The organism is Nocardia sp. NPDC050713, assembly GCF_040654315.1.
In the GTDB taxonomy this organism is placed as follows: domain Bacteria; phylum Actinomycetota; class Actinomycetes; order Mycobacteriales; family Mycobacteriaceae; genus Nocardia.
On the sequence record NZ_JBFAHS010000018.1, the window covers coordinates 19,790 to 44,511 of the forward strand.

Annotated in this window: 23 protein-coding genes and 1 tRNA gene; 12 read left to right on the plus strand and 12 right to left on the minus strand. The window is 68.5% G+C overall.

The features are described from left to right. The first annotated feature begins 319 nt into the window (after nt 1-319). Together AB0H49_RS27955 and AB0H49_RS27960 are read left to right on the plus strand one after the other, a co-directional pair. The gene (locus tag AB0H49_RS27955) at nt 320-1,279 is read left to right on the plus strand and encodes a hypothetical protein (protein WP_357255696.1); all 960 of its coding nucleotides are present in this window, start codon (nt 320-322) and stop codon (nt 1,277-1,279) included. Between the two features lie 60 nt (nt 1,280-1,339). After that, a tRNA-Pro gene (locus tag AB0H49_RS27960) sits at nt 1,340-1,413 on the plus strand. 89 nt (nt 1,414-1,502) lie between these two features. Here the strand turns inward: AB0H49_RS27960 and AB0H49_RS27965 are convergent. Continuing rightward, on the minus strand, nt 1,503-2,903 hold the full coding sequence (locus AB0H49_RS27965; protein WP_354997984.1) for an FAD-dependent oxidoreductase: 1,401 nt from the start codon (nt 2,901-2,903) through the stop codon (nt 1,503-1,505). Between the two features lie 61 nt (nt 2,904-2,964). On the opposite strand from AB0H49_RS27965, the gene AB0H49_RS27970 reads away from it, so the two are divergent. The 6 genes from AB0H49_RS27970 to AB0H49_RS27995 all read left to right on the plus strand — a co-directional run bounded on the left by AB0H49_RS27970 (nt 2,965) and on the right by AB0H49_RS27995 (nt 12,256). Further along, nucleotides 2,965-3,549, plus strand: a complete 585-nt coding sequence (locus AB0H49_RS27970) for a TetR/AcrR family transcriptional regulator (protein ID WP_357255698.1) — start codon at nt 2,965-2,967, stop codon at nt 3,547-3,549. Nucleotides 3,550-3,873: 324 nt separating this feature from the next. After that, complete coding sequence (locus AB0H49_RS27975; protein WP_357255699.1) at nt 3,874-4,209, plus strand: hypothetical protein; 336 nt, start codon at nt 3,874-3,876, stop codon at nt 4,207-4,209. Nucleotides 4,210-4,819: 610 nt separating this feature from the next. Then, on the plus strand, nt 4,820-5,527 hold the full coding sequence (locus AB0H49_RS27980) for a GntR family transcriptional regulator (RefSeq protein ID WP_357255701.1): 708 nt from the start codon (nt 4,820-4,822) through the stop codon (nt 5,525-5,527). A gap of 10 nt (nt 5,528-5,537) precedes the next feature. Beyond that, complete coding sequence (gene uca, locus AB0H49_RS27985; RefSeq protein WP_357255703.1) at nt 5,538-9,140, plus strand: urea carboxylase; 3,603 nt, start codon at nt 5,538-5,540, stop codon at nt 9,138-9,140. Next, the gene (gene atzF / locus AB0H49_RS27990; RefSeq protein WP_357255705.1) at nt 9,137-10,864 is read left to right on the plus strand and encodes an allophanate hydrolase; all 1,728 of its coding nucleotides are present in this window, start codon (nt 9,137-9,139) and stop codon (nt 10,862-10,864) included. The genes uca and atzF overlap by 4 nt, the downstream gene beginning before the upstream one ends. A 147-nt stretch (nt 10,865-11,011) precedes the next feature. Next, nucleotides 11,012-12,256 (plus strand): FAD-dependent monooxygenase, encoded by a 1,245-nt coding sequence (locus AB0H49_RS27995; RefSeq protein ID WP_357255707.1) that lies wholly within the window; start codon nt 11,012-11,014, stop codon nt 12,254-12,256. Nucleotides 12,257-12,347: 91 nt separating this feature from the next. On the opposite strand, the gene AB0H49_RS28000 is transcribed toward AB0H49_RS27995, so the two are convergent. From AB0H49_RS28000 to AB0H49_RS28015, 4 genes are all read right to left on the minus strand, one after another. Beyond that, nucleotides 12,348-12,956 carry an arsenate reductase ArsC gene (locus AB0H49_RS28000; protein ID WP_357255903.1) on the minus strand — a complete coding sequence of 203 codons (609 nt, stop codon included), beginning with the start codon at nt 12,954-12,956 and terminating at the stop codon, nt 12,348-12,350. A gap of 423 nt (nt 12,957-13,379) precedes the next feature. Then, the gene (locus AB0H49_RS28005; protein WP_357255709.1) at nt 13,380-13,871 is read right to left on the minus strand and encodes a hypothetical protein; all 492 of its coding nucleotides are present in this window, start codon (nt 13,869-13,871) and stop codon (nt 13,380-13,382) included. Nucleotides 13,872-14,283: 412 nt separating this feature from the next. Then, entirely contained in the window at nt 14,284-14,502 is a 219-nt protein-coding gene (locus AB0H49_RS28010) for a hypothetical protein (protein ID WP_357255711.1), read from the minus strand. Beyond that, nucleotides 14,499-15,020, minus strand: coding sequence for a DNA-directed RNA polymerase subunit beta (locus AB0H49_RS28015; protein ID WP_357255713.1), 522 nt, complete (start codon nt 15,018-15,020; stop codon nt 14,499-14,501). The genes AB0H49_RS28010 and AB0H49_RS28015 overlap by 4 nt, the downstream gene beginning before the upstream one ends. 262 nt (nt 15,021-15,282) lie before the next feature. Between AB0H49_RS28015 and AB0H49_RS28020 the strand changes: the two genes are divergently transcribed. Both AB0H49_RS28020 and AB0H49_RS28025 read left to right on the plus strand, forming a co-directional pair. Further along, nucleotides 15,283-16,170 (plus strand): helix-turn-helix transcriptional regulator, encoded by an 888-nt coding sequence (locus AB0H49_RS28020; protein ID WP_357255715.1) that lies wholly within the window; start codon nt 15,283-15,285, stop codon nt 16,168-16,170. Next, complete coding sequence (locus tag AB0H49_RS28025) at nt 16,160-16,363, plus strand: DUF397 domain-containing protein (protein WP_357255717.1); 204 nt, start codon at nt 16,160-16,162, stop codon at nt 16,361-16,363. Before AB0H49_RS28020 ends, AB0H49_RS28025 begins: the two co-directional genes overlap by 11 nt. A gap of 149 nt (nt 16,364-16,512) precedes the next feature. Here the strand turns inward: AB0H49_RS28025 and AB0H49_RS28030 are convergent, their stop codons facing one another. Beyond that, nucleotides 16,513-18,066, minus strand: coding sequence for an MFS transporter (locus tag AB0H49_RS28030; RefSeq protein WP_357255719.1), 1,554 nt, complete (start codon nt 18,064-18,066; stop codon nt 16,513-16,515). A 155-nt stretch (nt 18,067-18,221) separates the two neighbouring features. Between AB0H49_RS28030 and AB0H49_RS28035 the strand changes: the two genes are divergently transcribed. Beyond that, complete coding sequence (locus tag AB0H49_RS28035) at nt 18,222-18,959, plus strand: TetR/AcrR family transcriptional regulator (RefSeq protein ID WP_357255721.1); 738 nt, start codon at nt 18,222-18,224, stop codon at nt 18,957-18,959. Between the two features lie 75 nt (nt 18,960-19,034). On the opposite strand, the gene AB0H49_RS28040 is transcribed toward AB0H49_RS28035, so the two are convergent. The 6 genes from AB0H49_RS28040 to AB0H49_RS28065 form a co-directional block, all read right to left on the minus strand. Beyond that, nucleotides 19,035-20,525 (minus strand): catalase, encoded by a 1,491-nt coding sequence (locus AB0H49_RS28040; protein ID WP_357255723.1) that lies wholly within the window; start codon nt 20,523-20,525, stop codon nt 19,035-19,037. A 71-nt stretch (nt 20,526-20,596) separates the two neighbouring features. Continuing rightward, complete coding sequence (locus AB0H49_RS28045; RefSeq protein ID WP_357255725.1) at nt 20,597-21,046, minus strand: Fur family transcriptional regulator; 450 nt, start codon at nt 21,044-21,046, stop codon at nt 20,597-20,599. Nucleotides 21,047-21,112: 66 nt separating this feature from the next. Next, nucleotides 21,113-22,342 carry an FAD-dependent oxidoreductase gene (locus AB0H49_RS28050; protein WP_357255727.1) on the minus strand — a complete coding sequence of 410 codons (1,230 nt, stop codon included), beginning with the start codon at nt 22,340-22,342 and terminating at the stop codon, nt 21,113-21,115. Then, the gene (locus AB0H49_RS28055) at nt 22,339-22,524 is read right to left on the minus strand and encodes a rubredoxin (protein ID WP_097247683.1); all 186 of its coding nucleotides are present in this window, start codon (nt 22,522-22,524) and stop codon (nt 22,339-22,341) included. The genes AB0H49_RS28050 and AB0H49_RS28055 overlap by 4 nt, the downstream gene beginning before the upstream one ends. Beyond that, nucleotides 22,521-22,706 (minus strand): rubredoxin, encoded by a 186-nt coding sequence (locus tag AB0H49_RS28060; RefSeq protein ID WP_357255729.1) that lies wholly within the window; start codon nt 22,704-22,706, stop codon nt 22,521-22,523. Before AB0H49_RS28060 ends, AB0H49_RS28055 begins: the two co-directional genes overlap by 4 nt. Beyond that, nucleotides 22,706-23,923 (minus strand): alkane 1-monooxygenase, encoded by a 1,218-nt coding sequence (locus tag AB0H49_RS28065; protein ID WP_357255731.1) that lies wholly within the window; start codon nt 23,921-23,923, stop codon nt 22,706-22,708. The genes AB0H49_RS28060 and AB0H49_RS28065 overlap by 1 nt, the downstream gene beginning before the upstream one ends. Nucleotides 23,924-24,094: 171 nt before the next feature. Between AB0H49_RS28065 and AB0H49_RS28070 the strand changes: the two genes are divergently transcribed. After that, entirely contained in the window at nt 24,095-24,712 is a 618-nt protein-coding gene (locus AB0H49_RS28070; RefSeq protein ID WP_357255733.1) for a TetR family transcriptional regulator, read from the plus strand. Nucleotides 24,713-24,722: the final 10 nt, after the last annotated feature.

The window sequence follows — 24,722 nt, forward strand, 5'->3', positions numbered from 1 at the left end:
GGCGGCGGCGCAGGGCCACCCTGAGTTCCACGGTGCAACGCCGAATCCTCCAACGGGCCAGCCAGCTTTGCCCGTTCAGACGGCGGCGGCGCAGGGCCACCCTGAGTTCCACGGTGCAACGCCGAATCCTCCAACGGGCCAGCCAGCTTTGCCCGTTCAGACGGCGGCGGCGCAGGGTCACCCCGAGTTCCGCGGTGCAACAGGGCCGAATCCTGCAGCGGTCCAGCCGTTTTCGCCCGTCGAACCCGCGGCGCCGGGCGAGCCCGTTTTCGCGGCGGGGCCGCAGGTTCCGCACGCCCCCGGCGACATCACCCCGGGCATGCGGTCCGCCGCGGGATCACCGGAAGCCTGGCGCGAGATCGAGCCGCACATCCGGGCGCACGACCGGATCGGCGGGCTCGACCTGGCCACTCCGGTTATCGCGCCGCAGCAGAACCTCGGCGGTTGGTCGCCTGCGCCGGTTGCTGCGCCGCACATGCCCGCGGACGGTTCGACTCCGCAGTGGACCACCGCGGGCGGGTCGGTTCCGCAGTGGGTGACCGAATCCCCTCGGTCCGGCTCGGGAGGCGCGCGGGCCTGGGTCGGGATCGGCGTCGCTGCGACGGTGTTGGCGGCGGGCGCGGCTGCCGTGGTCGTCGCGGGCGGGCCGGAGGAGGCCAGCGCGGACGGGACGCCGTCGATGGTGAGCGCGCTGACCACCTCGTCCGGTACGCGAGCTCCGGCGCGGCGGCAGGAGACGAACGCGGGGCCGCCGGTGGTGGCGGGTTACCAGGTCGTCGTAGCGCCCGAGAGCGGCGCCGCGTACGACGTGCCCGCCGACTGGACCGTCGGCGACTCCGGGGGCTTCGGCAAGCCGCCCAATGCTGTCGGCGGGAAGGGTTACGCGACCGAGGGCAAGGACTACTGCCCCGGTTCGACGCGCACCGTGGCGTTCGTCACCGGCTCGGACAACACCGATACCGTCGGCGCCGCGACCGAACTCGGCACGAAGACGGCGAAGATCGCCTACCCCAACGCGCCCGGCGGCGGTGTCCCCGGCGTCCCGCAGCCACTGGACTCTCTCGACGGCGCTCAGCACGGCACGTTCGTCGAGACCCGGGGCGCCATCACCGACGCGAAGCCCGGCTGCGCCACCGAGTACTCGGTGTACACCTTCGCCACCGGCGCCGACATCGGCAGCTTCGTCATGGTGATCGCGGCCGACACCGGCGTCCCGAACGCCGTCGACGCCGAGGCCGCGAAGCGGATCTTCCGCAGCGTTCGCTCCTACGAAAGCTGATTGACCTGCCGGTTTAACGTCTGGACCTTCCCTGTTGTAAGCTACTCCAGGTTCGCTTCACGGGGTGTGGCGCAGCTTGGTAGCGCGCTTCGTTCGGGACGAAGAGGTCGCAGGTTCAAATCCTGTCACCCCGACTCGTGTGGTTGAGACACGACAGAGGCCCTGACCGTTTCGACGGTCAGGGCCTCTATCTTTTCCGGTCGACATGCCTCCCAGTCCGGTCTCAGCCCTTCTCGGCTGCTGCCGCCGGTCGTCGAGTCGATTCACCGCTGCGTTCCAGCGCGGCGAGCACTTCGCCCGCGGCCCGCTCCCCCGACTCCACCGCGCCATCGATGTATCCGGGCCAGCGGGTGGCGGTCTCGGTGCCCGCCCAGTGCAGCGGTCCGATGGGGGTGCGCAGCGCGGGGCCGAAGCGGGTGAGGGTGGACGGTGTCGCGAAAGCTCCGTAGCAGCCGCGGCTGTACTCCTCCTCGGCCCAGTCGCGTTCCAGGTACGCGATCGGGTCGGCCGCCGCGGGGCCGAAGTAGCCGACGAGATCTTTCAGCACCTGAGCTCGGCGCGCTTCGGGAGACAACCGGGACGCGACGTCGGCGTGCTTGCCTTCGAAGAACCCGACCAGCACGCCGGGCGCGCCGTCCGGCGGGGTGTTGTCGAAGACCGTGCCCACCGGCCGCGTATCGCTGTTGGCCTGGCCGCTGAAACCCTGCGCCCGCCAGAACGGGTCCCGATACGCGACATTGAATTTGATGACCCGCCCCATCGGCATGCGCTGAACCAGCTGATCGCGCCCACCGGGAAGCCCGGGCAGGTAGCGGATCCGCGCGGCGAGCGGCGGCGGCACCGCGATCACCGCCCGCCGGGCCCGCACAGCCGTGTGCCCGGCCGAGATCCGCAACTCGTCGTCGCTCCAGGTCACCTCCGTCACCGGAGCGTCGAGAACGACCCGCTCGCCGAGTGCCGCGGCCAGCTCGAGGGCGATCCGCTGACTTCCGCCGACCACGCGGTCCTGTTGCGCGCCGCCATCGGTATTGATCAGCGCGTCGAGCCCGCCCGCCGCTCCCACGTAGAACGCCGCCCACAGCGCGGACATGTCCTCCGGTTCGGCGGAGAACACCGCCTCGGTGACCAGCCGCAGGAAAGCGCGTCCCGTTGGTGTGTAGGCGTGCCTGTTCACCCAGGTCGCGAAGGTCTGCCCGTCCAGCTTGTCGGCCTGGTCGGCGAGCCACGGGTCGCGTGCGGCGACCGCGCGCGCCACCCGATCCAGCCGCAGCTGCGCCTGCCCGATGTCGGCCAGCGCCACCGGGTTCAACTTGGGAATCCGGCCGCTGAAGACCGCACGCTTTCCGCCGAACTCGCCGATGTTCTGTCCGGCGACATGGGTCGGGAATGTCGACAGTCCGAGTTCGGCGATCAAGCCGAGGACCCGCTCTTGTCCAGGACCGACCCACTGCCCGCCCATCTCGATCGGGACGCCGTCGAGCAGGTCTTCGTTGCGCAGCCGTCCGCCGACTCGGTCCCGCGCCTCCAGGACCAGCACCTCCTTCCCGGCGCGGACCAGCTCGCGAGCGGCCACCAACCCGGCCACACCCGCCCCGACGACTACGACGTCCGTCGATTGCACCATCCCGACCTGCTTTCATACACCGTGTATTCGAGATTCATTGCGTATGTGATATCCCTTATGTATGGAGCCTGTCAAGACCATGCGGGACAAATACGCCGAGAACACCCGCCAGACGTTGCTCGACACCGGGCGGCGGCTGTTCGTCGAGCGCGACTACGCCAAGCTCTCGGCCGAAGAGCTGGTCCGGACCGCCGGGCTCACCCGAGGCGCGCTCTACCATCACTTCGACGGCAAGCGCGGCCTCTTCGAGGCGGTCTTCGACGAATTGGAAAGCCAAGCGGCGCAACGGATACGCGAGGCGACGGCGTCGGGCTCGGATCCGCTCGAACAGGCCGAGCGCGGCATCGGCGCGTTTCTCGACGTCTGCGCCGACCCCGACTACCGCAAGATCGTGCTGATGGACGGGCCCATCGCGCTCGGCTGGCAGCGCTGGCGCGAACTCGATCGGCAGCATCTCGGCGGCTTGGTGCTCGATGCCGTCCGAACCCTCCTGGCCGACCAGCTGATCAAGCCCTACCCCGCCGAGTTGCTCGCCAGCGCGTTCTACGGCGCCCTCACCGAACTCTCACTGACCCTCACCGAGGTGGACGACGGCCGCCCCCAGGCCACCGAACTGATGCGCGACCTACTCGAAGGACTCCGCTGACGCGCTGATTCCGCCGAGATCGCTTTCGAGACAGGGGCTACGGCGAGACGGTATAGTTCGTGGCGTCACTTCGGTGATGCCGAGAGGGTGGAGCGCCGCGGGTTACGACGCCCCACCCGGGTGGGTTACCTAGCCCGCACTCGGCGGACCAGAGAGAGCGCCCCCGGCGGTCACGACAGCTGCTACCAACAGGATGCCGTAATCGACCGGGGCCTTGCTCTTCTTCCGGCGATGCTTCGCCATTCCCCCACCACCTCCCTTCTGGGCGCGGTGTCTGGACCAGAGTCCACCGCCCCTCGACGGGAGGTGTGCACACACTATGCGATGCGGTCGGTCAAATACCCTGTCGCGCAGCATGTCCCGAAGAATGTCCGGATTCGTCGGCGCGTCGCTCCGGCGAGTCTCGGACTCGACCGATTGCGCATTCCGTCGCGCGGGCGCGGGCTCGATCGCCGTTCGCGCCGCGCTCGCGGTGTCGCGGCGTGGTGGCTATGCCATCCGACGTATTGCCCGCGGTTCGGCTTCGACCGGGCCTCGCGGTACGGCATCGCCCCGAGTATCGAGGCGCCCGACGAGGCGCTGATGACGCGGGCGATCGACCCGGCCCACCCACTGCCGAGCGGAATCGCCCGCTACGCCACGCCGTTCGGCATCGACTAGCGGCAGCTCGTCGTCGGATGGCTGGCCCGGCACCGGCCACCAGATGGTCGCGGCGATCACCGCGAGCAACCCACACACCAGCGCGAGCAATCCGAAGAACACGGAGGCGTCCATAGCTTCCTCCCAGCGACAGGGGCCTACACCCCGGCGCCGGGGCGCCACCCGAAGGCGCGGCCGGTGGCGTGCCGATGAGGGAACGGCATCGTCCCCGGTACCGGGGCTACACCCAGCTTCGCTGTCCGATATGACGCCGACGACATCCCCGTGTAGCCCGCTGTTGCAGTCTGCTCCCAGCCGATCCGCGCCTCCGGTGAACATTTGCCTGCGATGCGCCATCGACAAATGACCGAGTGACGCGGAGCTCGATGCGACCGGCACCGAGGTGCTGGCCAACATCTACCCGCGCCCCGAGTGCCGACCCTGGCTGCTCCGGCGCATCCGCATGATATGCGCGATCCGCGGATCATCGATCCGTATCCCGGGCTGCGGGCCGAGCCGGCGCGCTCCTGAGCGGCAGTAGGGTGGTGGCCGGCGGGCGGTGAGGAGACGCTTACCGCTTGATAACTTGCGGACACATGGGGGAAACGCGAGATCCATAGCGTATACACGCATGTCGACAAGGGTGGCCACGGCGGCTGATGCGGCGGGACGGCCGTTGCGGGACATGGTTTACGCGGCGTTGCGCGATGAGCTGATGAACGGGGACATCAAGTTCGGGGAGCGGCTCACCGAGCCGAAATTGTCCGCGCGCTTCGGCATTTCGCGTACGCCGATCCGCGAGGCGCTCACCGTACTCTGCTCGGACGGTCTGTTGCGCCGCGAGGAGTACGGGTTCAGCCCGGTGCGGCCGAGCATCCCGCTCATTCGCGATCTGTACGAGTTGCGAATCACTTTGGAATTAGGAGGTATTCAGCGCGCCATCGGCAATCCGGCGGTGCGCCACGACCATGCCCTGCTGGAGGCCGAGCGGGCGAGCTGGCTCGAGCTCCAGGCCGCTCCGCCGGAACAGGAACCGGGTTTCGTGGTGCGCGACGAGGAATTCCACGTCACCCTGCTCACCGCGGCGGGCAACGCCGAATTGGTGCACGCGCTGCAATCGGTGAACTCCCGCATCCGGCACGTGCGCATGTACGACTTCATGGTCAACAACCGGATCGAGACCACGATCACCGAGCATCTCGCGATCCTCGACGCGGTGCTCGCCGACGACCTGCCGCTGGCGTATCGCCTGCTGCACACCCATATCGGGGAATCACTGGATGTCGTTTTGGAGCGGGTCACCCGCGCCATCGCGGCGATGTCGATGGCAACTGAATAGGGAGTGCACGGTGGAGTTCGATACTGTGCTCGTCGCGAATCGCGGCGAGATCGCGGGCCGGGTGCTGCGCACCGCGAAGGCGCTTGGCCTGAAGACCGTCGCCGTCTACTCCGACGCCGACGCCGCCGCGCCGCATGTGGCGGCCGCCGACGCCGCGGTCCGGCTCGGCCCGGCGCAGGCCGCCGAGTCGTATCTGCGCGCCGACCTGGTGATCGAGGCGGCGCTCGCGACCGGTGCGGGCGCGATCCACCCGGGATACGGATTCCTCTCGGAGAATGCGGATTTCGCCGCCGCGGTAGCCGATGCTGGCATCGCGTTCGTCGGCCCGACGCCGGAGCAGCTGCGGATCTTCGGCGACAAGCACACCGCGCGCGAGGCCGCGAAACGCGTCGGCGTGCCGTTGATTCCCGGTAGCGGCCTGCTGGATTCGGCCGATCACGCGGTGGCCGAGGCCGAGCGGATCGGTTTTCCGGTCATGCTCAAGGCAGTCGGCGGCGGTGGCGGTATCGGTATGCAGAGCTGTCTCACCGCGGAAGAACTCCGCGCGGCATACCTGCGCGTCCAGCGCCTCGCCGCGACGAACTTCTCCTCGACAGGCGTCTTTCTGGAGCGTTTCGTCGCCCGCGCGAGGCACGTCGAGGTGCAACTCTTCGGCGACGGGCACGGCAGAGTGGTCAGCCTCGGCACCAGGGACTGCTCCCTGCAACGCCGCAATCAGAAGGTGATCGAGGAAGCGCCCGCACCCGGCCTCAGCGCGGAGCTGACCGACCAATTGCTCTCCGCATCGAGAGCATTGGCCGAGTCGGTCGACTACCGCTCGGCGGGCACGGTGGAATTCGTCTACGACGCCGAACGCGGCGAAGCCTCGTTCCTGGAGATGAACACCAGGCTCCAGGTGGAACACCCGGTGACCGAGGCGATCACCGGCGTCGACCTGGTCGAATGGATGCTGCGGCTCGCGGGCGGTGATGCCACGATGCTCGACGGTCTGCCGGAAGCCGGTCCGGCACAGTCGGGTTGGGCCGTCGAGGCCCGCGTCTACGCCGAGGATCCCGGTCAGGACTACCGGCCGAGCGCCGGACTGATCACGGCGGCCGAATTCCCCGCCGACGTGCGCGTCGACACTTGGGTGGACACCGGCACCGAGGTGAGCCCGTACTACGACCCCCTGCTGGCCAAGGTGATCGCCGCCGGTCCCACTCGCGACGCGGCCTTCACCGAACTGGCCGACGCCCTCGCCGAGACCCGAATCCACGGGGTCCAGACGAATCTCGCCCAATTGCACACCGCGGCAACGGATTCGCTCGTCCGCTCGGCGTCCCACGTCACGGGCACGCTCGCCGACATCCAATCCATCGCACCACGCATCGACGTGCTGCGCGGCGGCACCATGACCACCATCCAGGATCACCCCGGCCGCCTCGGTTTGTGGGAGGTCGGAATCCCGCCGTCCGGCCCGATGGACGACCTCTCGTTCACCCTGGCCAACGCCGCCGTCGGCAACCCGCCGGGCGTGCCAGCGCTGGAGTGCACGCTGCAAGGCCCGAGACTGCGCTTCGCCACCACCACGGTGGTCTGCGTAACCGGCGCGGAGGCGCCGATCACCGTCGACGACGAGCCCGCACCGATGTGGGAACCGATCACGCTCCCCGCCGGTTCGGTGCTGGACATCGGCGCACCGAACGACGCCGGCCTGCGCACCTATCTCGCCGTGCGCGGCGGCCTCGACGCCCCGCTCTACCACGGCAGCGCGTCCACGTTCACCCTCGGCGGATTCGGCGGCACCACGGGCAAAGCCGTTGCGGCGGGGGAGGTTCTGCACATCGTCACCGACCGCGCGGGACTCACCGAACCGGCTCCCGCTCCGACCCGCCCCGAGTTCACCCACGAGTGGCAGCTGGCCGTCGGCATCGGCCCGCAGACCGCCCCCGCCTACTTCACCGACGCGGACATGGAGCAGTTCGCGGCGCACCCGTGGCGGGTCGGCAGCCACGCCAATCGCACCGGCATCCGCCTCGAGGGCCCCAAGCCGAGCTGGTCGCGGGCTGACGGCGGCGATGCCGGTCTGCACCCGTCGAACCTGCACGACAACCCCTACAGCGTCGGCGCGCTCAACGTCTCGGGCGACACCCCTATCCTGCTGGGCCCGGACGGACCGAGCCTCGGCGGTTTCGCCTGCCCGATCACCGTGATCTCGGCGCACCGGTGGAAACTCGGCCAGCTCCGTCCCGGCGACACGGTCCGGTTCGTGCCGGTCGACGACGCCGAGGCCACCGCGCTGCGCCGTTCCGACAACCGGCGCGCGACGGCGACGGTCGCCGCCACCAGCGACGCACTCGGCGATCGCGGCGTCCTCGGCTCGGCAGCCGGGGACGACGAGCGACCGCCGGTGGCGTATCTGCGCGGCGGCGACGACAACATCCTCGTCGAATACGGCGAGATGGTGCTGGATCTCGGTCTGCGCATGCGGGTGCACGCACTCGCCGAGGCGTTGGCCGCGGCCGGTCTGCCCGGCATCGTGGACGTGACCCCGGGCGTCCGTTCGCTGCACATCCACTTCGACCCCGACGTGCTTGCTCAGCACCGGTTGCTGGGCACGCTGGTCGAGCTGGAATCGGAGCTGCCCGCCACGCACGATCTCGCGGTGCCGAGCCGCACCATCCGGCTGCCGCTCTCCTTCGACGACCCCTCCATCGCCGAAGCGATCGACCGCTACCGCAGCGGCGTCCGCGACACCGCGCCGTGGCTTCCGTCGAACGTCGAATTCATCAGGCGCATCAACGGTCTCGACAGCGTCGAGCAAGTGCGCGACACCGTGTTCGACGCCGAGTACCTGGTGCTCGGCCTCGGCGACGTGTATCTGGGTGCGCCGCTCGCGGTTCCGCTCGATCCGCGACACCGCCTGGTGACCACCAAGTACAACCCGGCGCGCACCTGGACCCCCTCCGACGCGGTCGGCATCGGCGGCAAGTACCTGTGCGTGTACGGCATGGCATCCCCCGGCGGCTACCAGCTGATCGGCCGGACCGTGCCGATCTGGTCCAGCTATCGGCAGTCCGCGCCCTTCGAGCCGGGGACCCCGTGGCTGTTCCGGTTCTTCGACCGCATCGTCTGGGAGCCGGTGAGTCCCGAGGAGCTGCTCGAGCATCGCGCGGCGGCGGCCGCGGGCCGGTTCGACGCCGAGGTGAGCGAAGGAACCTTCGCGCTTGCCGATCATCTGCGATTGCTCGCCGAGAACGCGGAATCCATCGCGGAATTCGAGGCCAAGCAGACGGCAGCGTTCGAAGCCGAGAAGCGGGCGTGGCACGCCGCGGGCGAGTTCGAGCGTACGACAACGGAACCGGAGGAGCCCGAATCCGTGACGGACCCGTTGGCCGGGCTGCCCGCCGACGCGGCCATCGTGACAGCGCCGATGATCGGCAATGTGTGGCGGGTCGAGGTCGAGGAAGGGCAGCGGCTCGACGCAGGCGCGCCGGTCGCCATCCTGGAAGCCATGAAGCTGGAGCTGCCCGTGCACAGCCCGGGCGCGGGCACGGTGCTCAGGGTGCTGACCGCGCCCGGCGCCAAGGTGGCCCCGGGTACCCCGCTAGCAGTGATCGGAGTGGACGAATGACCGCAGGCGTCGTTGGCATCCAGCAGGATTCGCCCACCGCGCGGGTCGCGGCCGCGTATCGGCGCATCGCCGAGGTGGACCGCCCCGAAGTGTGGATCACGCTGCGCCCCGAGCACGAGACCGCCGCCGACGCCGCCGAAGTGGAACGTCGGCTGGCGGCAGGCGAGACATTACCGCTGGCCGGGCAGCTCGTGGCGGTCAAGGACAACATCGACGTGGCGGGACTGCCCACCACCGCAGCCTGTCCCGAATTCGCTTATGCTGCAATGCTTACCGCGGTGTCCGTAGCCCGACTCCAAGCGGCCGGCGCCATCGTGCTCGGCAAGACGAACCTGGACCAGTTCGCCACCGGCCTGGTCGGCACCAGGAGCCCGTACGGCGCGGTGCGGCATGCCGAGCATCCCGAGCTGATCTCCGGCGGCTCGTCCTCGGGTTCGGCGGTCGCGGTCGCGCTCGGCCTCGTCGACATCGGCGTCGGCACCGACACGGCCGGGTCGGGCCGGGTGCCCGCCGCGCTGCACGGCATCGTCGGCATCAAGGCCACCCTGGGAATCATCCCGGCGCACGGCGTAGTCCCGGCCTGCGCGGACTACGACGCCGTCACGGTGTTCGCCGCGGATCTCGACCGGGCGGTCGCCGCGGCGGCCGTGATGGCGGGTCCCGAAGCGGACGATCCGCGCAGCCGTGACTGGCCCGCGGATGTGCGGCTCGCCGCGCCGCAGACCCCGCGTGTCGCGGTGCCGCGAGCCGCCGACCTTGCCGCCCTGAGCGACGAATACCGCGACGCCTTCGCCAGAACCGTTGCCGCCGTGGCTGATTCCGGCATCGAGACGGTCGAACTGGACATCTCGCCGCTGCTCGAGGCGGCGCTGCTGCTGTACGACGGCGCGATCGTCGCGGAACGCTATGCCGCCGTAGGGCAATTCCTGGCGACCGGTCCGGCGGGCGCGGATCCCACGGTGGCGGCCATCATCGGCGCGGCCGAGTCCACCACCGGCCCCGCTTTCGCCGCCGATCTCGACGCGCTGACGCGCACGCGAGCGAGAGCCGCGCTGCTGCTTCGCGACTGCGACGCACTGCTGCTCCCGACCACCACCGAACACCCGAGTATCGCGGCGGTGCAGGCGGATCCGATCGGCATCAACCGCCGCATGGGGACCTACACCAACTTCTGCAACCTGCTGGACATGGCGGCCGTCGCCGTTCCCGGCCAACCGACCGCCGCGGGCACTCCCTTCGGGGTGATGGTGGTGACGCCGGCCTTCGGCGATCAGGTCGCGATCGACATCGCCGCCCGCCTCGGCGGACTCGCGCACGCACCGCTGCTGGTCGAGGGCGGGGTGCAGCTCGCCGTGTTCGGCGCGCACCTGCGCGGGCAACCGCTGCACTGGCAGCTCGAGCGGATCGGCGCCCGGTTCGCCGGAGAGATCCACACCACCGATGCCTATCGGCTGACCGCACTAGACACCGTCCCCGCCAAGCCGGGACTGGTCCGGCACGGCGCGGGCCTCGGCGCGCCGATCCTCGGCGAGTTGTTCACCGTCTCGCGCGCCGGGCTCGGCGGCTTCCTGGCGGAACTGCCCCCGCCCATGGCGTTGACCAGCATCGAACTCGCCGACGGACGGTCCGTGGTCGGTTTCGCGTGCACCTACGACGCGGCACTGACGGCCACCGACATCACCGAGTTCGGCGGCTGGAAGGCGTATCTGAACGCCGCGAACTGATCGCGCGCTCCTCCCGATGGCCCGGCAGCCGACCCGCTGCCGGGCCATCGGCGTCTTCGCTTTCGGGCGTTCAGACATTTGTACTAGACAAATGTGCAACTTTTCTGTTAGACATTTGTCTAAGACATTCGAACCAGGAGCGCCGACATGAGCATCACCCCCACCACCAACTCCCTCCGCGTGCTGATCAGCGGCGGCGGCATCGGCGGCAATGCCGTTGCGCTGCAACTGCTCCGCGCGGGCATTCGCGCCACCGTCGTCGAGCGGGCGGACGCGCCGCGCCCCGGCGGGCAGGCGGTCGACCTGCGCGGACCGAGCCGCGAGGTCGCCGAGCGAATGGGACTGCTGCCGGGCATTCAGGCCCGCCAGCTGGATGAACGCGGCATGCTCTACCTCGACCACGCGGGCCGCGAGGAACTGCGCGTGCCCGCCGAGTTGTTCGACGGCAAGGGCGGTGTCGCCGAAATCGAGATCACCAGGGGCGATCTCAATCAGGTCCTGCTCGACGCGCTGGCGGAGGCGGGCGGTGTCGACTACCGCTACGGCGAGTGGATCACCGAGATCGGGCAGGACGCGGCGGGCGTCGAGGTCACCTTCGCCTCGGGCGCCGTCGAGCGCTTCGACATCCTGATCGGCGCCGACGGATTGCATTCCGCGACAAGGCGGTTGGTGTTCGGGCCGGAACAGGACTTCGCGACCTACCTGGGCGGGTACATGTCGTTCTTCACCATGCCGACACCGGAAAACACCGAGCCGCACTGGTTCTCGATGCATTCACTGGTCGGCGCGACCGGCATCGGACTGCGACCGGACGCCGACCCCGCGACCTGCAAGGCGATCGTCATACTGCGCGGCGCCGCCGATCCGGCGCTGCGCCGAGATCTCGCGGCGCAACAGCGACTGATCAGGGAGCGACTCGCGGGCGGCGGTTGGCATTCGGCCGCGATCTGCGCCGCGATGGGCGAGGCCGAGGACTTCTACTTCGACGAACTGGCCCGCATCGACATGCCGAGCTGGACCCGCGGCCGCGTCGCCCTACTCGGTGACGCCGGCTACTGCGGCTCACCGCTGACCGGGCAGGGCACCGCCATGGCGCTGGTCGGCGCGTACGTGCTCGCCGGTGAAATCGCCTCGTGCGCAGACAATCCGGAGCGCGCACTGGTCCGCTACGAGGAGGTGCTGCGCCCCTTCGTCGCCAAGGCACAGGAGCTGCCGCCCGGTGGTCTGCGTGCGATGACTCCGAAGACCCGGCTCGGCATCCGCGCGGGGCGCGCGGTGGCGCGGTTGATGACCGCCAAGGTGATGAAGCCGCTGATGATGCGGATGCTCACCGCCACCGAGTCCTACGATCTGCCCGATTACGCTGCGCAGCCGGACGCAGTCCGTCCGTAGCGGCCCATGGCCGAAGCGAAGGCGGAGGTACGCACGAACGACGCAGTCCGTCGATCGCCCGCGCATGGGCGGAGCGAGAGCGGAGGTACGCCTAGCGGACCGGCACACCGAGTTCCGCGAGCAGACCCTCGACCCGCTGCCCCACGTCGTCCCGGATGGGCCGCACGTCCTCGAGCTCCAATCCGGCCGGGTCCTCGATGATCCATTCCACGTAGCGCGGGCCCGGCACCAGCGGGCAGGTGTCCCCACAGCCCATCGTCACGATGACGTCGGCGGCGCGAACGATCTCCTCGGTCCACGGTTTCGGATACTCCCCCGAGATGTCGATGCCGACCTCGGCCATCGCGGCGACAGCGGCCGGATTGAGCCGGGAACTCGGCTCCGAGCCGCCCGACCAAGCCACCGCGCGGCCGCGAGCGAGATGGGTGAAGAAGCCGAGGGCGATCTGGGAACGGCCCGCGTTGTGGGTGCACAAGAACAAGACGGTCGGACGGGCTTGCGCCACTTTGCCTTCCAGCTTCGCCCTGGCTTCCAGTTGCTGGCGGGCGAACTTCTCCGCGAGGGTCGGCAGGTACAGCGTCACCGTGGCCCGCGCGCTGAACGCCTCGTACGACGAAAACAGGTAGCCCACAACGGTTTCGGGCTCGAAGATGGTGACGAACTCGTCGAGCAGCCGCTTTTCGGCGGCGCTCAACTGCATCTCGTGATCGAGGGCCAGCAGGCGATAGGCAGGCCCGGTCGGGGTGACCGATCGTTCCATCCATCCAGACTGACAGCCGCGCGTTCGACGCCGCAAACGAACTTACCGTGAACGCGATTCACCGAAGTGACAACGATGGGGCGGGCCGGTTACCCCTCGTGAACCGGCCCGCCCATACCTTCGGGTGGGACTCCTGGCCTGCGACCGGACGGTTACCTTCGGCAGGGGGCGATCCTCCTTCGCCCACCAGCTCCAGGAAGAGCCGTCGATGGCGCCGCCGGAGGAGATCCGGCCGGGTCGGTCACCCCTCGTGGACCGACCCGGCCGGGTTATATCCGGGGCCCGACCTGTCCACCCCTCGTTGGACAGGTCGCGCCCGGTTCCCCACCCCCGGTGGTGGCGTGTTTCCCCCCTTCCCCCTGGTTACTGGCAGTACTCGAACGTGCCGAGTTCGGTACGGCCGTCCTTGATCAGGTATCCGGTGGCGGCGAGGTCGGCGCTGGCGACCGGGTTCTCCCCGTCCGGCGCCAGCCACTCGATCTGCTGCACCACCTGGTAGGCGTTCGGGTCGTTGCGCAGCACCTTGACCTTGGTGTCGTCCATCTCGGCGGGCTTGGTGTCGGTGGCCTTGCCCTTCTCCCACTCCCCCGCGCTGGCCAGCGTGTGCTGGGCGGCGTCGTAGACGACGGTGCGGTACCGGATCTGCTGGTGCTCGCCGGGACGGTAGCCGGGCTGCGCGTAGACGATCGGGGCGGCGATCTCGATCTCGATCCGGTCGTCCTTGTGCGTGCAGGTCGCCTGACCGGTGAGCGCGACGCCGGGGACGCCGGTGTCGGCCGAGGCGGCGCCCGCGCCGAACACGAGCGCGGCGCTGGTGGCGGAGAGAGCGAGGGCGGTGGTCAGCTTGCCGATCATCGTCTGTGCGTCCTTCGTGAGGTCCGGGGTTCCGGTCGAACCGGTGTTGACACAAACAATGCGGCCCGCGTCTTGCCGCGCACTTAAGAACACCTTGTATGGGAGAAATGCCTGGTAGATCCGGATTTGCTAACACTTCCCCGCCGCGCGAGCGATGATGGAATCGTTGCGATCGATGATTGGAGCGACGATGGAAACCGTGGTGGTCTGGATCCTTGCCGCAGTGCTGTACTGGTGGGGTCTCCTGTAGTGAAACGCAACCTGGCCGTCTACCCGGCCAGGTCTACCTCGGAGTCGATCCGCCGCCCGTCGGCGAACCGGAGCCCCGCTCCGGGCACACCGCTCGCGGCGCCCGATGCCCAGAACGCTCGCGCCCTCGGGCCGGACCTCGGTTCGGCACGACGGTTCGGGCTCACGGCTCCAGATACAGGCGTTCGCACGGCAGGCGCGGTAGGCCGGCGGTATCCGCCAGCCGCACCGTGACCGCGTCCACGTAATGCCGGGCCTGGTGTTCCTGCACGAACAACAACGCGGCCGTGAGACACGCGGCGAACTGGAAGTGCGCACCGTGCAGAAACACGCTCAGCACGACGTCCGGTTCGCTCCGCAGCGGAGAACCATTGCTACTCAAGGTTTTTCGCCACCCGACGCTGTCCAGCTGCCCACGCTCACGCCGTCCGGAACGGCCCAACGCCCGGCCTGTCCCGCGCACGCCCGGATCGCATCGACCACGACCAGCCCGGACGGCCGGAACCGCGAGCGCGGAAGCTCGACCCAGCACCGGAACATCGCGCACTCGTCGGCCGGTGAGGGCAATGCGATCGTTCCGCCGGTACGCACCACGGACACGTCCAGCCGGAACATCTCCGCGAACAGGCGTACGTCGTCGGGCAGATCGGGCCGGATCAGGAACGACCAGCGCTTCGAACGCGGATGCGACAGCACCGGACCCACCTCGTTCCCGCGTTGGCGCATCTGGGTTTTCACCGCCTGCCCCAAGCGCGCGGGCACGATCAACGCCCACACGTGCGACGCGGTGACGACGATGCGCCCGAGCGCGGGCGGGTCGAGCACGGCGGGCAGATCGCACACCCGCCGGTAGTACATGCAGCGGGACGCGGGCGTGTCCCCGAAAGCCATCTGGTCCATGCGTTTAGACCTCTGCTCACGTCGAAGAGTTGGGGTGCGCCCGGCCCGAGTGTTGTCGGGTCCGCCGACTCGGGATGAGGCCGTGAGGAGAGGGTTCGGGAGCAGCCTCTACCGGACGCCGATTCAGCTCACCTTTTCGGCGGCGCGATGGGAACGACATTTTGGGAACCCAGAAGAATCGCGCGTTTCCCCAGCGCAATGACCAGAGCCGGTGCGAACATTTCCCGGCACGGGAACACACAACGACCCGAAGGGGGAAGGCATGGCAGAGGCCGACAGCACCCTGCCGCGTCGCCAACTAGGACGGTACTTACGGGAGGCGCGCGAATCCATCGGCATGACACTGATCGACGCCGCGAAGCTCATGGAGTGGGGCAAGTCGAGCTTGCAGCGCCTGGAGAAAGGACAGACCGAGCGCATTCGGACGCACGACATCGCCTTGCTCGGTGAGATCTACCAGCTCGACCGCGAGCAAGTCGCCGACCTGACGGCGCTAGCCGAGCAAGCGGCAGTCAAGAACTGGTGGCACGACTACGGTTCCTTCATCTCGCCGAACTTCGATGTGTACATGGGACTGGAGTCTTCGGCGCACGAGATGACGCTGTTCAAGCCCTCCGCCGTCCCAGGCCTTCTGCAAACCGCCGATTACGCGCGGACGCTCGACCGCCTGTACTTCCCCGACGACACAGACGCAGAGCTCGACAAGCGGGTCGAGTTGCGGCTGCGCCGACAAGGCGTCATCACCCGGCGAACGCAACCGGCGAACTTTCAGGCGACACTTCACGAGTCGGTGCTGCGGACATCGGTGGGCGGCCCGAGGATCATGGCGGCCCAGTTGCGACACATCGCAGACCTGAGCACACGACCGAACATCGAGATTCGAGTGCTGCCCTTCCGCGCGGGGCTGCCAGTCGGCTTGCCGACCGGACCATTCACCATCTTGGATTTCGGACGAGCGAGTAAGGGGGCCGCCAACGAGCCGACATTGGTCTACGCGGAAGCGTTCACGGGCGCGATGTACTTCGAGAAGACCAAGGACGTAAACGGGTACCGTGAGGCGTACAGCGCCATCCGGCGAGCGGCGCTGGACACACGGCCAACACGTGACCTGTTGCGCGAGGTAGCAAGGGAGTTCGAGAGTGAGCGTTGACCTGTCCGGAGCGGAGTGGTTCAAGAGCAGCTACAGCGGCGGGGGCCAAGACTGCGTCGAGGTCGCGTTCGTCGATGACGCGGTTGGTGTGCGCGATAGCAAGAACCCCACTGGCCCGGCACTGGTTTTCACTCCCGGCGAGTGGGATGCCTTCACCGCGGGCGTGCGGGAGGGTGAATTCGAGCGCCCCTGACAGTCGGGCATCGGCGCGGTGTTGCAAAACTGCACTGCGAGAACGCGAAAGGTGCGCACCGTACGGGTGCGCACCTTTCTGCGGTTCTGCTGAGCCGACTTTCGTCGGTGGCGTGGCTGCTCGGCGTTGTTCCGCGGTTCTGCAGGCGCTCAGCGTGATTCGGCGAGAACCTCGGCGGACTCGTCCGAGTCCAGGACATCCGCGTCGGTGTCCGACTTGCGTTCGCGCAGCAGGATCAGGGACAGGGCGGCGGCGCAGAGGACCGAGCAGGCGGCGACGATGAAGGTGGTCGACATGCCGGAGGTGAAGGCGTCTCGGGCGGCGGCGGCCAGGCCGGTGTCGCCGGTGGCGGTGCTGATGGCCAACGCGTCGGAGATGGACTCGCGGCCGGATTCCGGTGCGTCGGCGGGCATCGCGTCGGAGTAGGTGGTCGACAGCACCGCGCCGAGCACCGCGACGCCGAGGGCCGCGCCTGCCTGCTGGATGGTGTCGTTGAGCGCGGAGCCGACGCCCGCGTGCTCGCCGGGCACCGCGCCCATCAGCGCGCCGATCGTGGCGGGCATCGCCAGACCGAAGCCGCTGCCCATGACGGCCATCGCGAGCGCGGGCAGCCAGAAGCTCGAGGTGGGCTCCAGCAGGGTGAGCAGTCCGAAGCCCGCGGCGGTCACGGTGAGGCCGACGGCGGTGATGCTGCGGTTGCCGACCTTGCTCGCCAAGGTGGCACCGAGTCCGTTGAACGCCAGCACGGCCACGGCCATCGGGGTGAACGCGAAGGCGGTCTCGGTCGGCGTGTAGTCGAGCACGAATTGCAAGTACTGGGTGAGCGCGAGCAGCAGGCCGCCGTTGGCGAAGGTGAGCAGCACCAGCGAGAAGCTCGATCCGGTGAAGACCCGGTTGCCGAACAGCCCGAGCGGCACCATCGGCGAATCGGTGGTCAGTTCGCGAATCACGAAGCCCGCCAAGCAGATCACGGCGATGGCGCCCGCGGTAAGGGTGCCGCTGTCGGTGAAGCCGTGCGTCGGAACCATGATGATCGTCCAGACCAGCGCGGTCATGCCGACGATGGACAGCACCATGCCCGGCAGATCCGGCTTGCGCCACGGGCCCTTCGACTCCGGCATCAGCACCATCGCGGCCACGATCGCCAGCACCACGACCGGCACGTTCAGCACGAACACCGAACCCCACCAGAAGTGATCGAGCAGCAGCCCGCCGGTCACCGGTCCGCCGACCATGCCGACCACCGCGACCGCGCTCCACGCCGCGATCGCCTTGGGCCGCTCGTCCTCGTCGAAGACGGTGATCAGGATCGACAGAGTGCTCGGCATGATGAGCGCGCCGCCGATGCCCATCACCACCCGGCCCGCGATCAGCAGTTCGGGCGTCGTCGCGAAGGCCGCGAGGACCGAGGCCGCGCCGAACAATGCGAGGCCGATGATCATCACCAGCCTGCGGCCGAACTTGTCGGACAGGCTGCCCGAGGTGAGCAGCAGCCCGGCGAACACCAGGATGTAGGAGTCGATGATCCACTGGATGTCCTGGGCGCTCGCGCCGAGGTCGGTGGCGATCTGCGGGATGGCCACGTTCAACACCATGTTGTCGATGACCAGCACCAGGGTGCTCAGGCACAACACGATCAGGATCAGCCAGCGCCGCGGGTCGCGGCTGGTCGCGGTCGCCTCCGCGAGGTCGGTCGTTTTCATCGGAAGCCCTTTCGAATAGCCGTTCCGTACGGCGTGCGTTCTTCCGAACACTGTACGGTCACCGAACAGTGTTCGCAAGAACTGAACGGCGTTCATACACGCGAACGCCGTGCGAGCACGGGATAGGCTGACCGGACGACCGAGGAGGAACGCAGGTGGAAGCCGACGACGGGGACATCCAGTCCGTATGGACACGACCGCAGCGGCGCAAGCGCGAGCAGCCCGCGCTGACCCGCGCGCAGATAGTCGACGCGGCGATCGAGCTGCTGGCCAGCGAGGGCACCGAGGCGCTGAGCATGCGCAAGCTCGGCGCGAAACTGAACGCGGGGGCCACCTCGCTCTACACACACGTCGCTAACAAGGACGAGATCGTCGAGCTGGCCGCCGACAAGGTCATCGGCGAGCTGACCGTTCCCGATCCGGCGCACCCCGGCGGCTGGCGCGCGGCCATGCGGGAGTTCGCGACGGAATTGCGTGGGCTGATCCTGCGCCAGCCGTGGCTGGCGACGGTCTTCGGCGAGATCGGCACCCTATACCTGGGGCCGAACATGATGCGCTCCAACGAGGGCATGCTCACGGTGCTCGAGTCCGCCGGGTTCGACGAGGAGCAAGCCGACGACGCGATGAACGTGCTGTTCGGCTACGTCATCGGGGTCACCGCCGCGGAAGCCGCTTCACTGGCGGTGATTCGGCGCAGCGGGCTCGACACCGCGGACTGGCTGGAGAAGATGCTGGCGGCGGGCGAGGCCGCGTCCCGGCCGTACCCGAGGATGCACAAACGCTACGCGTCTCGGCTGGACGCCGCCGAGGTGCGGATGCCCGCCGATACTTTCGTCAAGCAGATCGAGATGATTCTCGACGGCCTGGATCCCGCGCTCCGCGAACGAGCGTGATCTGCCCGAGAATCGCTGCGGTAGAACGAGAAAGGTGCGCACCGGAAGCCGGCGCGCACCTTTGCCGCTTGCGAGTCAGCCCTGCGCGGGCGGCGGGGTGGAGCCGTTGCCGTTCAGACCGGCGCGCACGCCCTCCTCGACGCGCTTGCCGAGATCCGCGTCGACGTTCCTCCAGTACTCGAACACCCGGGAAAGCACGGGCTCGCGGACACCGCCGAGAACGTGACCAACGATGTTGTCCACCAATCGATCACGCTGCTCGTCGTTGTACACCTCGCGGACGAGGGTGCCCGCCTGGGTGAAATCGCCGTCCTCCGCGTGCTGGACGTATCCGGCGCGCACGATGGCCGGATCGAAGTCCCAGATACCGGCGTCTCCCGCCCGTTCCGGATCGGCGTGCGGGCCGCCGAACGAATTCGGCGCGTACACCGGCACACTCGCGTCGTTGTAGTCGTAGCGCATGGCGCCCTCCTTGGAGTAGGAGTTCACCTCGGCCGCGCGCGCCCGGTTCGGCGGCAGCTGCGCGTAGTTGGTTCCGATGCGGTAGCGGTGCGCGTCCGCGTAGGCGAACACCCGGCCGAGCAGCATCTTGTCCGGCGAGAAGCCGATGCCGGGAACGACGTTCGACGGCTCGAACGCGGCCTGCTCGATGTCGACGAAGTAGTTGCCCGGGTTCCGGTTCAACGTCCACTTGCCGACCTCGATCAGCGGGTAGTCCTTGTGCGACCACACCTTGGTCAGGTCGAACGGGTTGAAGCGGTAGCCCTCGGCCTCGGCCACCGGCATGACCTGCACGTACACGGTCCAGCTCGGGAATTCGCCGCGCTCGATCGCCTCCCACAGATCCTTGCGGTGGTAATCGGCGTCCGCGCCCGCGAGCCGGTCGGCCTCGGCCTGGGTCAGGAATTCGATGCCCTGATCGGTCTTGAAGTGGTACTTCACCCAGAAGCGTTCACCGGCGGCGTTGATCCACTGGTAGGTGTGCGAACCGTAGCCGTTCATGTGCCGGTAGGTCTTCGGGATGCCGCGGTCACCCATCAGCCAGGTGACCTGGTGCGCGGTCTCCGGACGCAGGGTCCAGAAGTCCCACTGCATATTGTGATCGCGAAGTCCGTTGCCCGGCAAACGCTTCTGCGAGCGGATGAAGTCCGGGAACTTTATCGGGTCCTTGATGAAGAAGATCGGGGTGTTGTTGCCGACGAGGTCGTAGTTGCCGTCCTCGGTGTAGAACTTCACCGCGAAACCGCGCGGGTCGCGCCAGGTGTCGGGACTGCCCTGCTCGCCCGCGACGGTGGAGAACCGGGCCAGCGACTCGGTGCGCGCGCCGGGCTGGAACAGCTTGGCCTTGGTGTAGGCGCTGACGTCGTTGGTGACGACCAGCTCGCCGTAGGCGCCCGAGCCCTTGGCGTGCACGATCCGCTCCGGCACCCGTTCCCTGTTGAACTGGGCGAGCTTCTCGATCAGGTAGTGGTCGTGCAGCAGGATCGGTCCCTGTGCGCCGGCGGTGAGCGATTCGTTGTCGCTCTCCACCGGGATTCCGGTGTTCGTGGTTGTCGGCTTGGTCATTCGAAGCCTCCTTCGCAGATGAGCATCGTCCCGGGGGATGGGCGGGCCCGGGCTGACATGGTGGGCGGAGCTCAGTCCGCCGCGTCGGGCTGCTGCTCCCGCGAGCCGCAGGTCGGGCACAAGCCCCAGAACACGACCTCGGCCTCGTCGACGACGAAACCGTGATCGTTCAGCGGTTGCAGGCACGGGGCACTGCCAACGGCGCAGTCGACGTCGACGACCGTGCCGCAGCTCCGGCACACCAGGTGATGGTGGTTGTCGCCGATCCGGGTCTCGTACCGCGCGGGCGAGCCCGCCGGTTCGATCCGCCGCAGGATTCCGGCGCGCACACAGGCGTTCAGCACGTCGTAGACGGCCTGTGTGGACACCGTGCCCAGGGCCTCCCGGACCGTGGCAGCCACCCGGTCGGCGTCCGAATGCGGCCGGGCCGCGACCGCGTCCAGCACCGCGACCCGCGGGGCGGTTACCCGCAGGCCTGCCGCTCGCAGCAAGGCGCGAGGGTCGGTGTGGTTGGTGTGCATGAACCCATCATGAATGCTTTTCTGGAATGAGTCAAGAAAATGATCTGTTCCAATTTTATCGAAGGATCAGCGCCGCTCCGCGCGGTGCCGGGCGAGGAGTTCGGTGAGGTCCACCGATACGTCGGAGCACTCGACCGGGTCGAGGACCGCACCGTGGCCGATCAGCTCGCGGGCGGCACGGATGTCCGAGGGACGGGCGATGGCGACCGCGCCGACCAGGCGGCGATGGCGCAGCGCGAGGACGGTGAAGTTCGGCTCGGCGAGCGTGCCGCGCAGCACGAAGTCGTCGTCGTGCCGCAGACGTCCGGCGAACTGAAGGTTCAGACCGTACTGGGTGGACCAGCCCCACGAGACATCTTGGCGGACAGCGGGTTTGCCGAGCATTGCTCTTGCGGCGGCCGCGCCCTGCGCCAGCGCGCTGTTCCAGTGTTCGGTGCGTTCGTGAGCACCGAGTTCTGGGTCGAAGCGCCTGGCCGCGTCACCCGCGGCGTAGATTCCCGGCGCGGAGGTGCGGTAGTGCTCGTCGACGAGGATGCCGTCGTCGACCGACAGCCCCGCCACCTCCGCGAGAGCCGTGTCGGGGACCGAGCCGATGGCGACGAGCGCCACACCCGCCGTCCACTCGCGGCCGTCGTGCGCTGTCGCCGTCACGCCGCTCTCGTGACCCTCGACGCGCGTCAGCCGCACGTCGTCCAGGATCGCGACGCCGTTGTCCGCGTGCAGTTTTCGATAGAACGAGCCCACCGAGGGCGGGGCGACGCGGTCGAGCGGGGCCGAACCGGCGTGCACCACGGTCACCTCGGCGCCGAGCGAACGCGCCGTCGCCGCGACCTCGCAGCCGATCAGACCGCCGCCGACGATCAACAGCGATCTACCCGCGTCGATCGCCGCGCGCAGCGGTTCGATGTCGGCGGCGCCGCGCAAGGTGTGCACGTTGCGCTGCGGTGCGGGCAGGGTGCGGGCGCGGGCGCCGGTCGCCAGCAGCAAGCGGTCGTAGCCGAGCGTTTCGCCGCCGGACAATGCCACCCGTCCGTGCTCGGTGTCGATGGTTTCGACCGTGACGCCGGTGCGCAGCTCGATGTCCTTGTCCCGCCAGGATTCCGGCGACTCGAGCAACGTCCTCCGCTCGACCGCGGTGCCCGCGAGCAGTTCCTTCGAGACCATGGGACGCCGGTACGGCAGGCCGTCCTCGGCGCCCACCAGGACGATGCGACCCGAAAACCCTTCGGCGCGCAGGGTCTTGGCCGCCGTTGCTCCGGCGACGCCCGCGCCGACGATCACGATCTGTTCGGTCATGCGCGACTGACCTCGACCATCTCGAAATCCGCTTTGGCCGCGCCGCAGTCGGGGCAGGACCAGTCGTCGGGAATGTCGTCCCAGCGGGTACCGGGCTCGATGCCGTCTTCGGGCCAGCCGAGCGCCTCGTCGTATTCGAAGCCGCACTGGACGCACTGGAAGAGTTTGTAATCGGTGTTCATCGTAAGTTTCCGGTTGTGAGGGACAGGTTTTCGAAGTCGGGCTTTTCCCGGACGCCGCAGTCGGGGCAGCACCAGTCCTCCGGCACCGCGGACCACGACGTTCCCGGCGGAAAGCCCTCGCGGGGCGCGCCCGCGCTCTCGTCGTAGGCGTACTCGCAGATCGGGCAGCGGTAGACGGCCATCACCGCACCCCGTACTTCGCCAGCACGCGGTCGCGCTTGCTCGGCTGGATGTTCACCCGGGTGATGTCGCCGCCGTAGTGCGCGAGCACCCGGTCGTCCATCACCTTGCGCCACAGCGGCGGCAGGTAGGCCAGGGTGATCATGCTGGCGTAGCCGCTCGGCAGGTTCGGGGCGCCGTCCATGCTGCGCAGGGTCTGGTAGCGCCGGGTCGGGTTGGCGTGGTGGTCGCTGTGGCGCTGGAGGTGGTACAGGAAGATGTTGGTGACGATGTGGTCGGAGTTCCAGCTGTGCTCCGGGGTGCAGCGCTCGTAGCGACCGCCCGGCGTCCGCCGCCGCAGCAGGCCGTAGTGCTCCAGGTAGTTCACGGTCTCCAGCAGCGAGAAGCCGTAGACGGCCTGAATGATCAGGAACGGCAGCACGATCGGGCCGAACACCGCGACCAGCGCGCCCCACAGCACCGCCGACATCAGCCAGGCGTTGAGCACGTCGTTGTGAATCGTCCACGGGCTCTTGCCCATTCGCGCCAGACGCGCTTTCTCCAACTCCCAAGACGAGCGCAAGCTGCCCCACACGCTGCGCGGCAGGAAGGCCCAGAACGTCTCGCCGAAACGGGCGCTGGCCGGGTCCTCGGGGGTCGCGACGCGCACGTGATGGCCGCGGTTGTGCTCGATGTAGAAGTGGCCGTACCAGGTCTGGGCCAGGGTGATCTTGGACAGCCAGCGCTCGAGCTCGTCCTTCTTGTGGCCCAGTTCGTGCGCGGTGTTGATGCCGACGCCGCCCATCGTGCCGATGCTCAGCGCGAGGCCGATCTTGGAGATCAGGCCGAGTCCACCGTCGATACCGAGCCAGGACAGGTCGGTCGCCGTCCACAGGTAGCAGGCGAACACCAGGCTCAGCAGTTGCAGCGGGATGTAGGCGTAGGTGCAGTACCGGTAGTACTTGTCGTTCTCCAGCTGCTCCATCACCTCGTCGGGCGGGTTCTGCCCGTCGGGACCGAAGAAGCGGTCCAGGAGCGGCAGCAGCACATAGACGAGCAGCGGGCCGATCCACCACCACACCGGCGCCACCGGCTGCAACCCGAATTGGTTGAACATCCAGACCAGCCAGGCCGCGAGAAACACGGCGGTGGGCGCGACCAGGCCGAACAGCCACAGATATCGCTTGCGATCCTGCCATTCCAGCGCCGGTGCCTGCGCTTCCGATCGCGATGTCGTCATTCTTCGTCTCCTCGTAGAACTCGCGCTTGCCCGGAAAGCCGGAGTCGGCGCGGGCGATCTTGTGTGGTGTGGAGCACTTTACATATAGCGCCTCTGTGTCCAATTGGAATACACTTTGCCGTCAAGTGTCAATAGCACGGACAAATTGGGGTGCTGTGTACGATGGAAGGCGTGCCCGAAGCGCCGAGATTTCAGTCCCAGATGCGGTTACTGCTGCGCGAACGGGTCATCGAGACCGCGCGCGAGCTGGTCTGCACCGAGGGGTGGGGCGCGGTGAACATGTCGCGGGTGGCCAAGGAGGTCGGCGTCAGCCGCCCGGTGCTCTACAAGGAGATCGGCACCAAGCAGGACCTCGCCGACCTCGTCCTCCAGCAGGAGCTGGAGACCTTCCTGGTCGGTATCGCCGACAGCCTCGCCGAGCACCCGGCGGACGTGACCGCGGGGCTGACCGCCGCGGTCGACTTCACGCTGCGCACCGGTTCCGACAACGCACTGCTGAAAGCGGTGCTTTCCGGGCGCTCCACCGCCAACACCGAGCTGCTGCCGACGCTGATGACCGACCCCGAGCCGATTCTCGGCCGGGCGCTCGACGCGGTCGGCGCGGCAGTGCGGGCGCGATACGAGCTGGCCGACCTGTCCGAGGACGAACTCACGACGCGCACGGAGATCGTCATCCGGCTCACCCTCAGCCACCTCTTCCAGCCGCTGGGCCCGGTCGAGCGCGCGGTCGCCCAGGTCGCCGCGGTGCTCAGGGCGTTGTTCGCGCCGGTCGGAGCTCCGGCTTCCTGACCAAGCGCGA

What these genes read in the sequence shown, in the direction of transcription:
- AB0H49_RS28055 (WP_097247683.1), bottom strand. Translation starts at nt 22,524, where the DNA reads ATGAACACCGATTACAAACTCTTCCAGTGCGTCCAGTGCGGCTTCGAA.
- atzF (WP_357255705.1), top strand. Translation starts at nt 9,137, where the DNA reads ATGACCGCAGGCGTCGTTGGCATCCAGCAGGATTCGCCCACCGCGCGG.
- AB0H49_RS27980 (WP_357255701.1), top strand. Translation starts at nt 4,820, where the DNA reads ATGTCGACAAGGGTGGCCACGGCGGCTGATGCGGCGGGACGGCCGTTG.
- AB0H49_RS28000 (WP_357255903.1), bottom strand. Translation starts at nt 12,956, where the DNA reads ATGCAGTTGAGCGCCGCCGAAAAGCGGCTGCTCGACGAGTTCGTCACC.
- AB0H49_RS28060 (WP_357255729.1), bottom strand. Translation starts at nt 22,706, where the DNA reads ATGGCCGTCTACCGCTGCCCGATCTGCGAGTACGCCTACGACGAGAGC.
- AB0H49_RS28040 (WP_357255723.1), bottom strand. Translation starts at nt 20,525, where the DNA reads ATGACCAAGCCGACAACCACGAACACCGGAATCCCGGTGGAGAGCGAC.
- AB0H49_RS28030 (WP_357255719.1), bottom strand. Translation starts at nt 18,066, where the DNA reads ATGAAAACGACCGACCTCGCGGAGGCGACCGCGACCAGCCGCGACCCG.
- AB0H49_RS28015 (WP_357255713.1), bottom strand. Translation starts at nt 15,020, where the DNA reads ATGGACCAGATGGCTTTCGGGGACACGCCCGCGTCCCGCTGCATGTAC.
- AB0H49_RS28045 (WP_357255725.1), bottom strand. Translation starts at nt 21,046, where the DNA reads ATGCACACCAACCACACCGACCCTCGCGCCTTGCTGCGAGCGGCAGGC.
- AB0H49_RS27995 (WP_357255707.1), top strand. Translation starts at nt 11,012, where the DNA reads ATGAGCATCACCCCCACCACCAACTCCCTCCGCGTGCTGATCAGCGGC.
- AB0H49_RS28020 (WP_357255715.1), top strand. Translation starts at nt 15,283, where the DNA reads ATGGCAGAGGCCGACAGCACCCTGCCGCGTCGCCAACTAGGACGGTAC.
- AB0H49_RS28005 (WP_357255709.1), bottom strand. Translation starts at nt 13,871, where the DNA reads ATGATCGGCAAGCTGACCACCGCCCTCGCTCTCTCCGCCACCAGCGCC.
- AB0H49_RS27955 (WP_357255696.1), top strand. Translation starts at nt 320, where the DNA reads ATGCGGTCCGCCGCGGGATCACCGGAAGCCTGGCGCGAGATCGAGCCG.
- AB0H49_RS28065 (WP_357255731.1), bottom strand. Translation starts at nt 23,923, where the DNA reads ATGACGACATCGCGATCGGAAGCGCAGGCACCGGCGCTGGAATGGCAG.
- AB0H49_RS28050 (WP_357255727.1), bottom strand. Translation starts at nt 22,342, where the DNA reads ATGACCGAACAGATCGTGATCGTCGGCGCGGGCGTCGCCGGAGCAACG.
- AB0H49_RS27975 (WP_357255699.1), top strand. Translation starts at nt 3,874, where the DNA reads ATGCGGTCGGTCAAATACCCTGTCGCGCAGCATGTCCCGAAGAATGTC.
- AB0H49_RS27970 (WP_357255698.1), top strand. Translation starts at nt 2,965, where the DNA reads ATGGAGCCTGTCAAGACCATGCGGGACAAATACGCCGAGAACACCCGC.
- AB0H49_RS27965 (WP_354997984.1), bottom strand. Translation starts at nt 2,903, where the DNA reads ATGGTGCAATCGACGGACGTCGTAGTCGTCGGGGCGGGTGTGGCCGGG.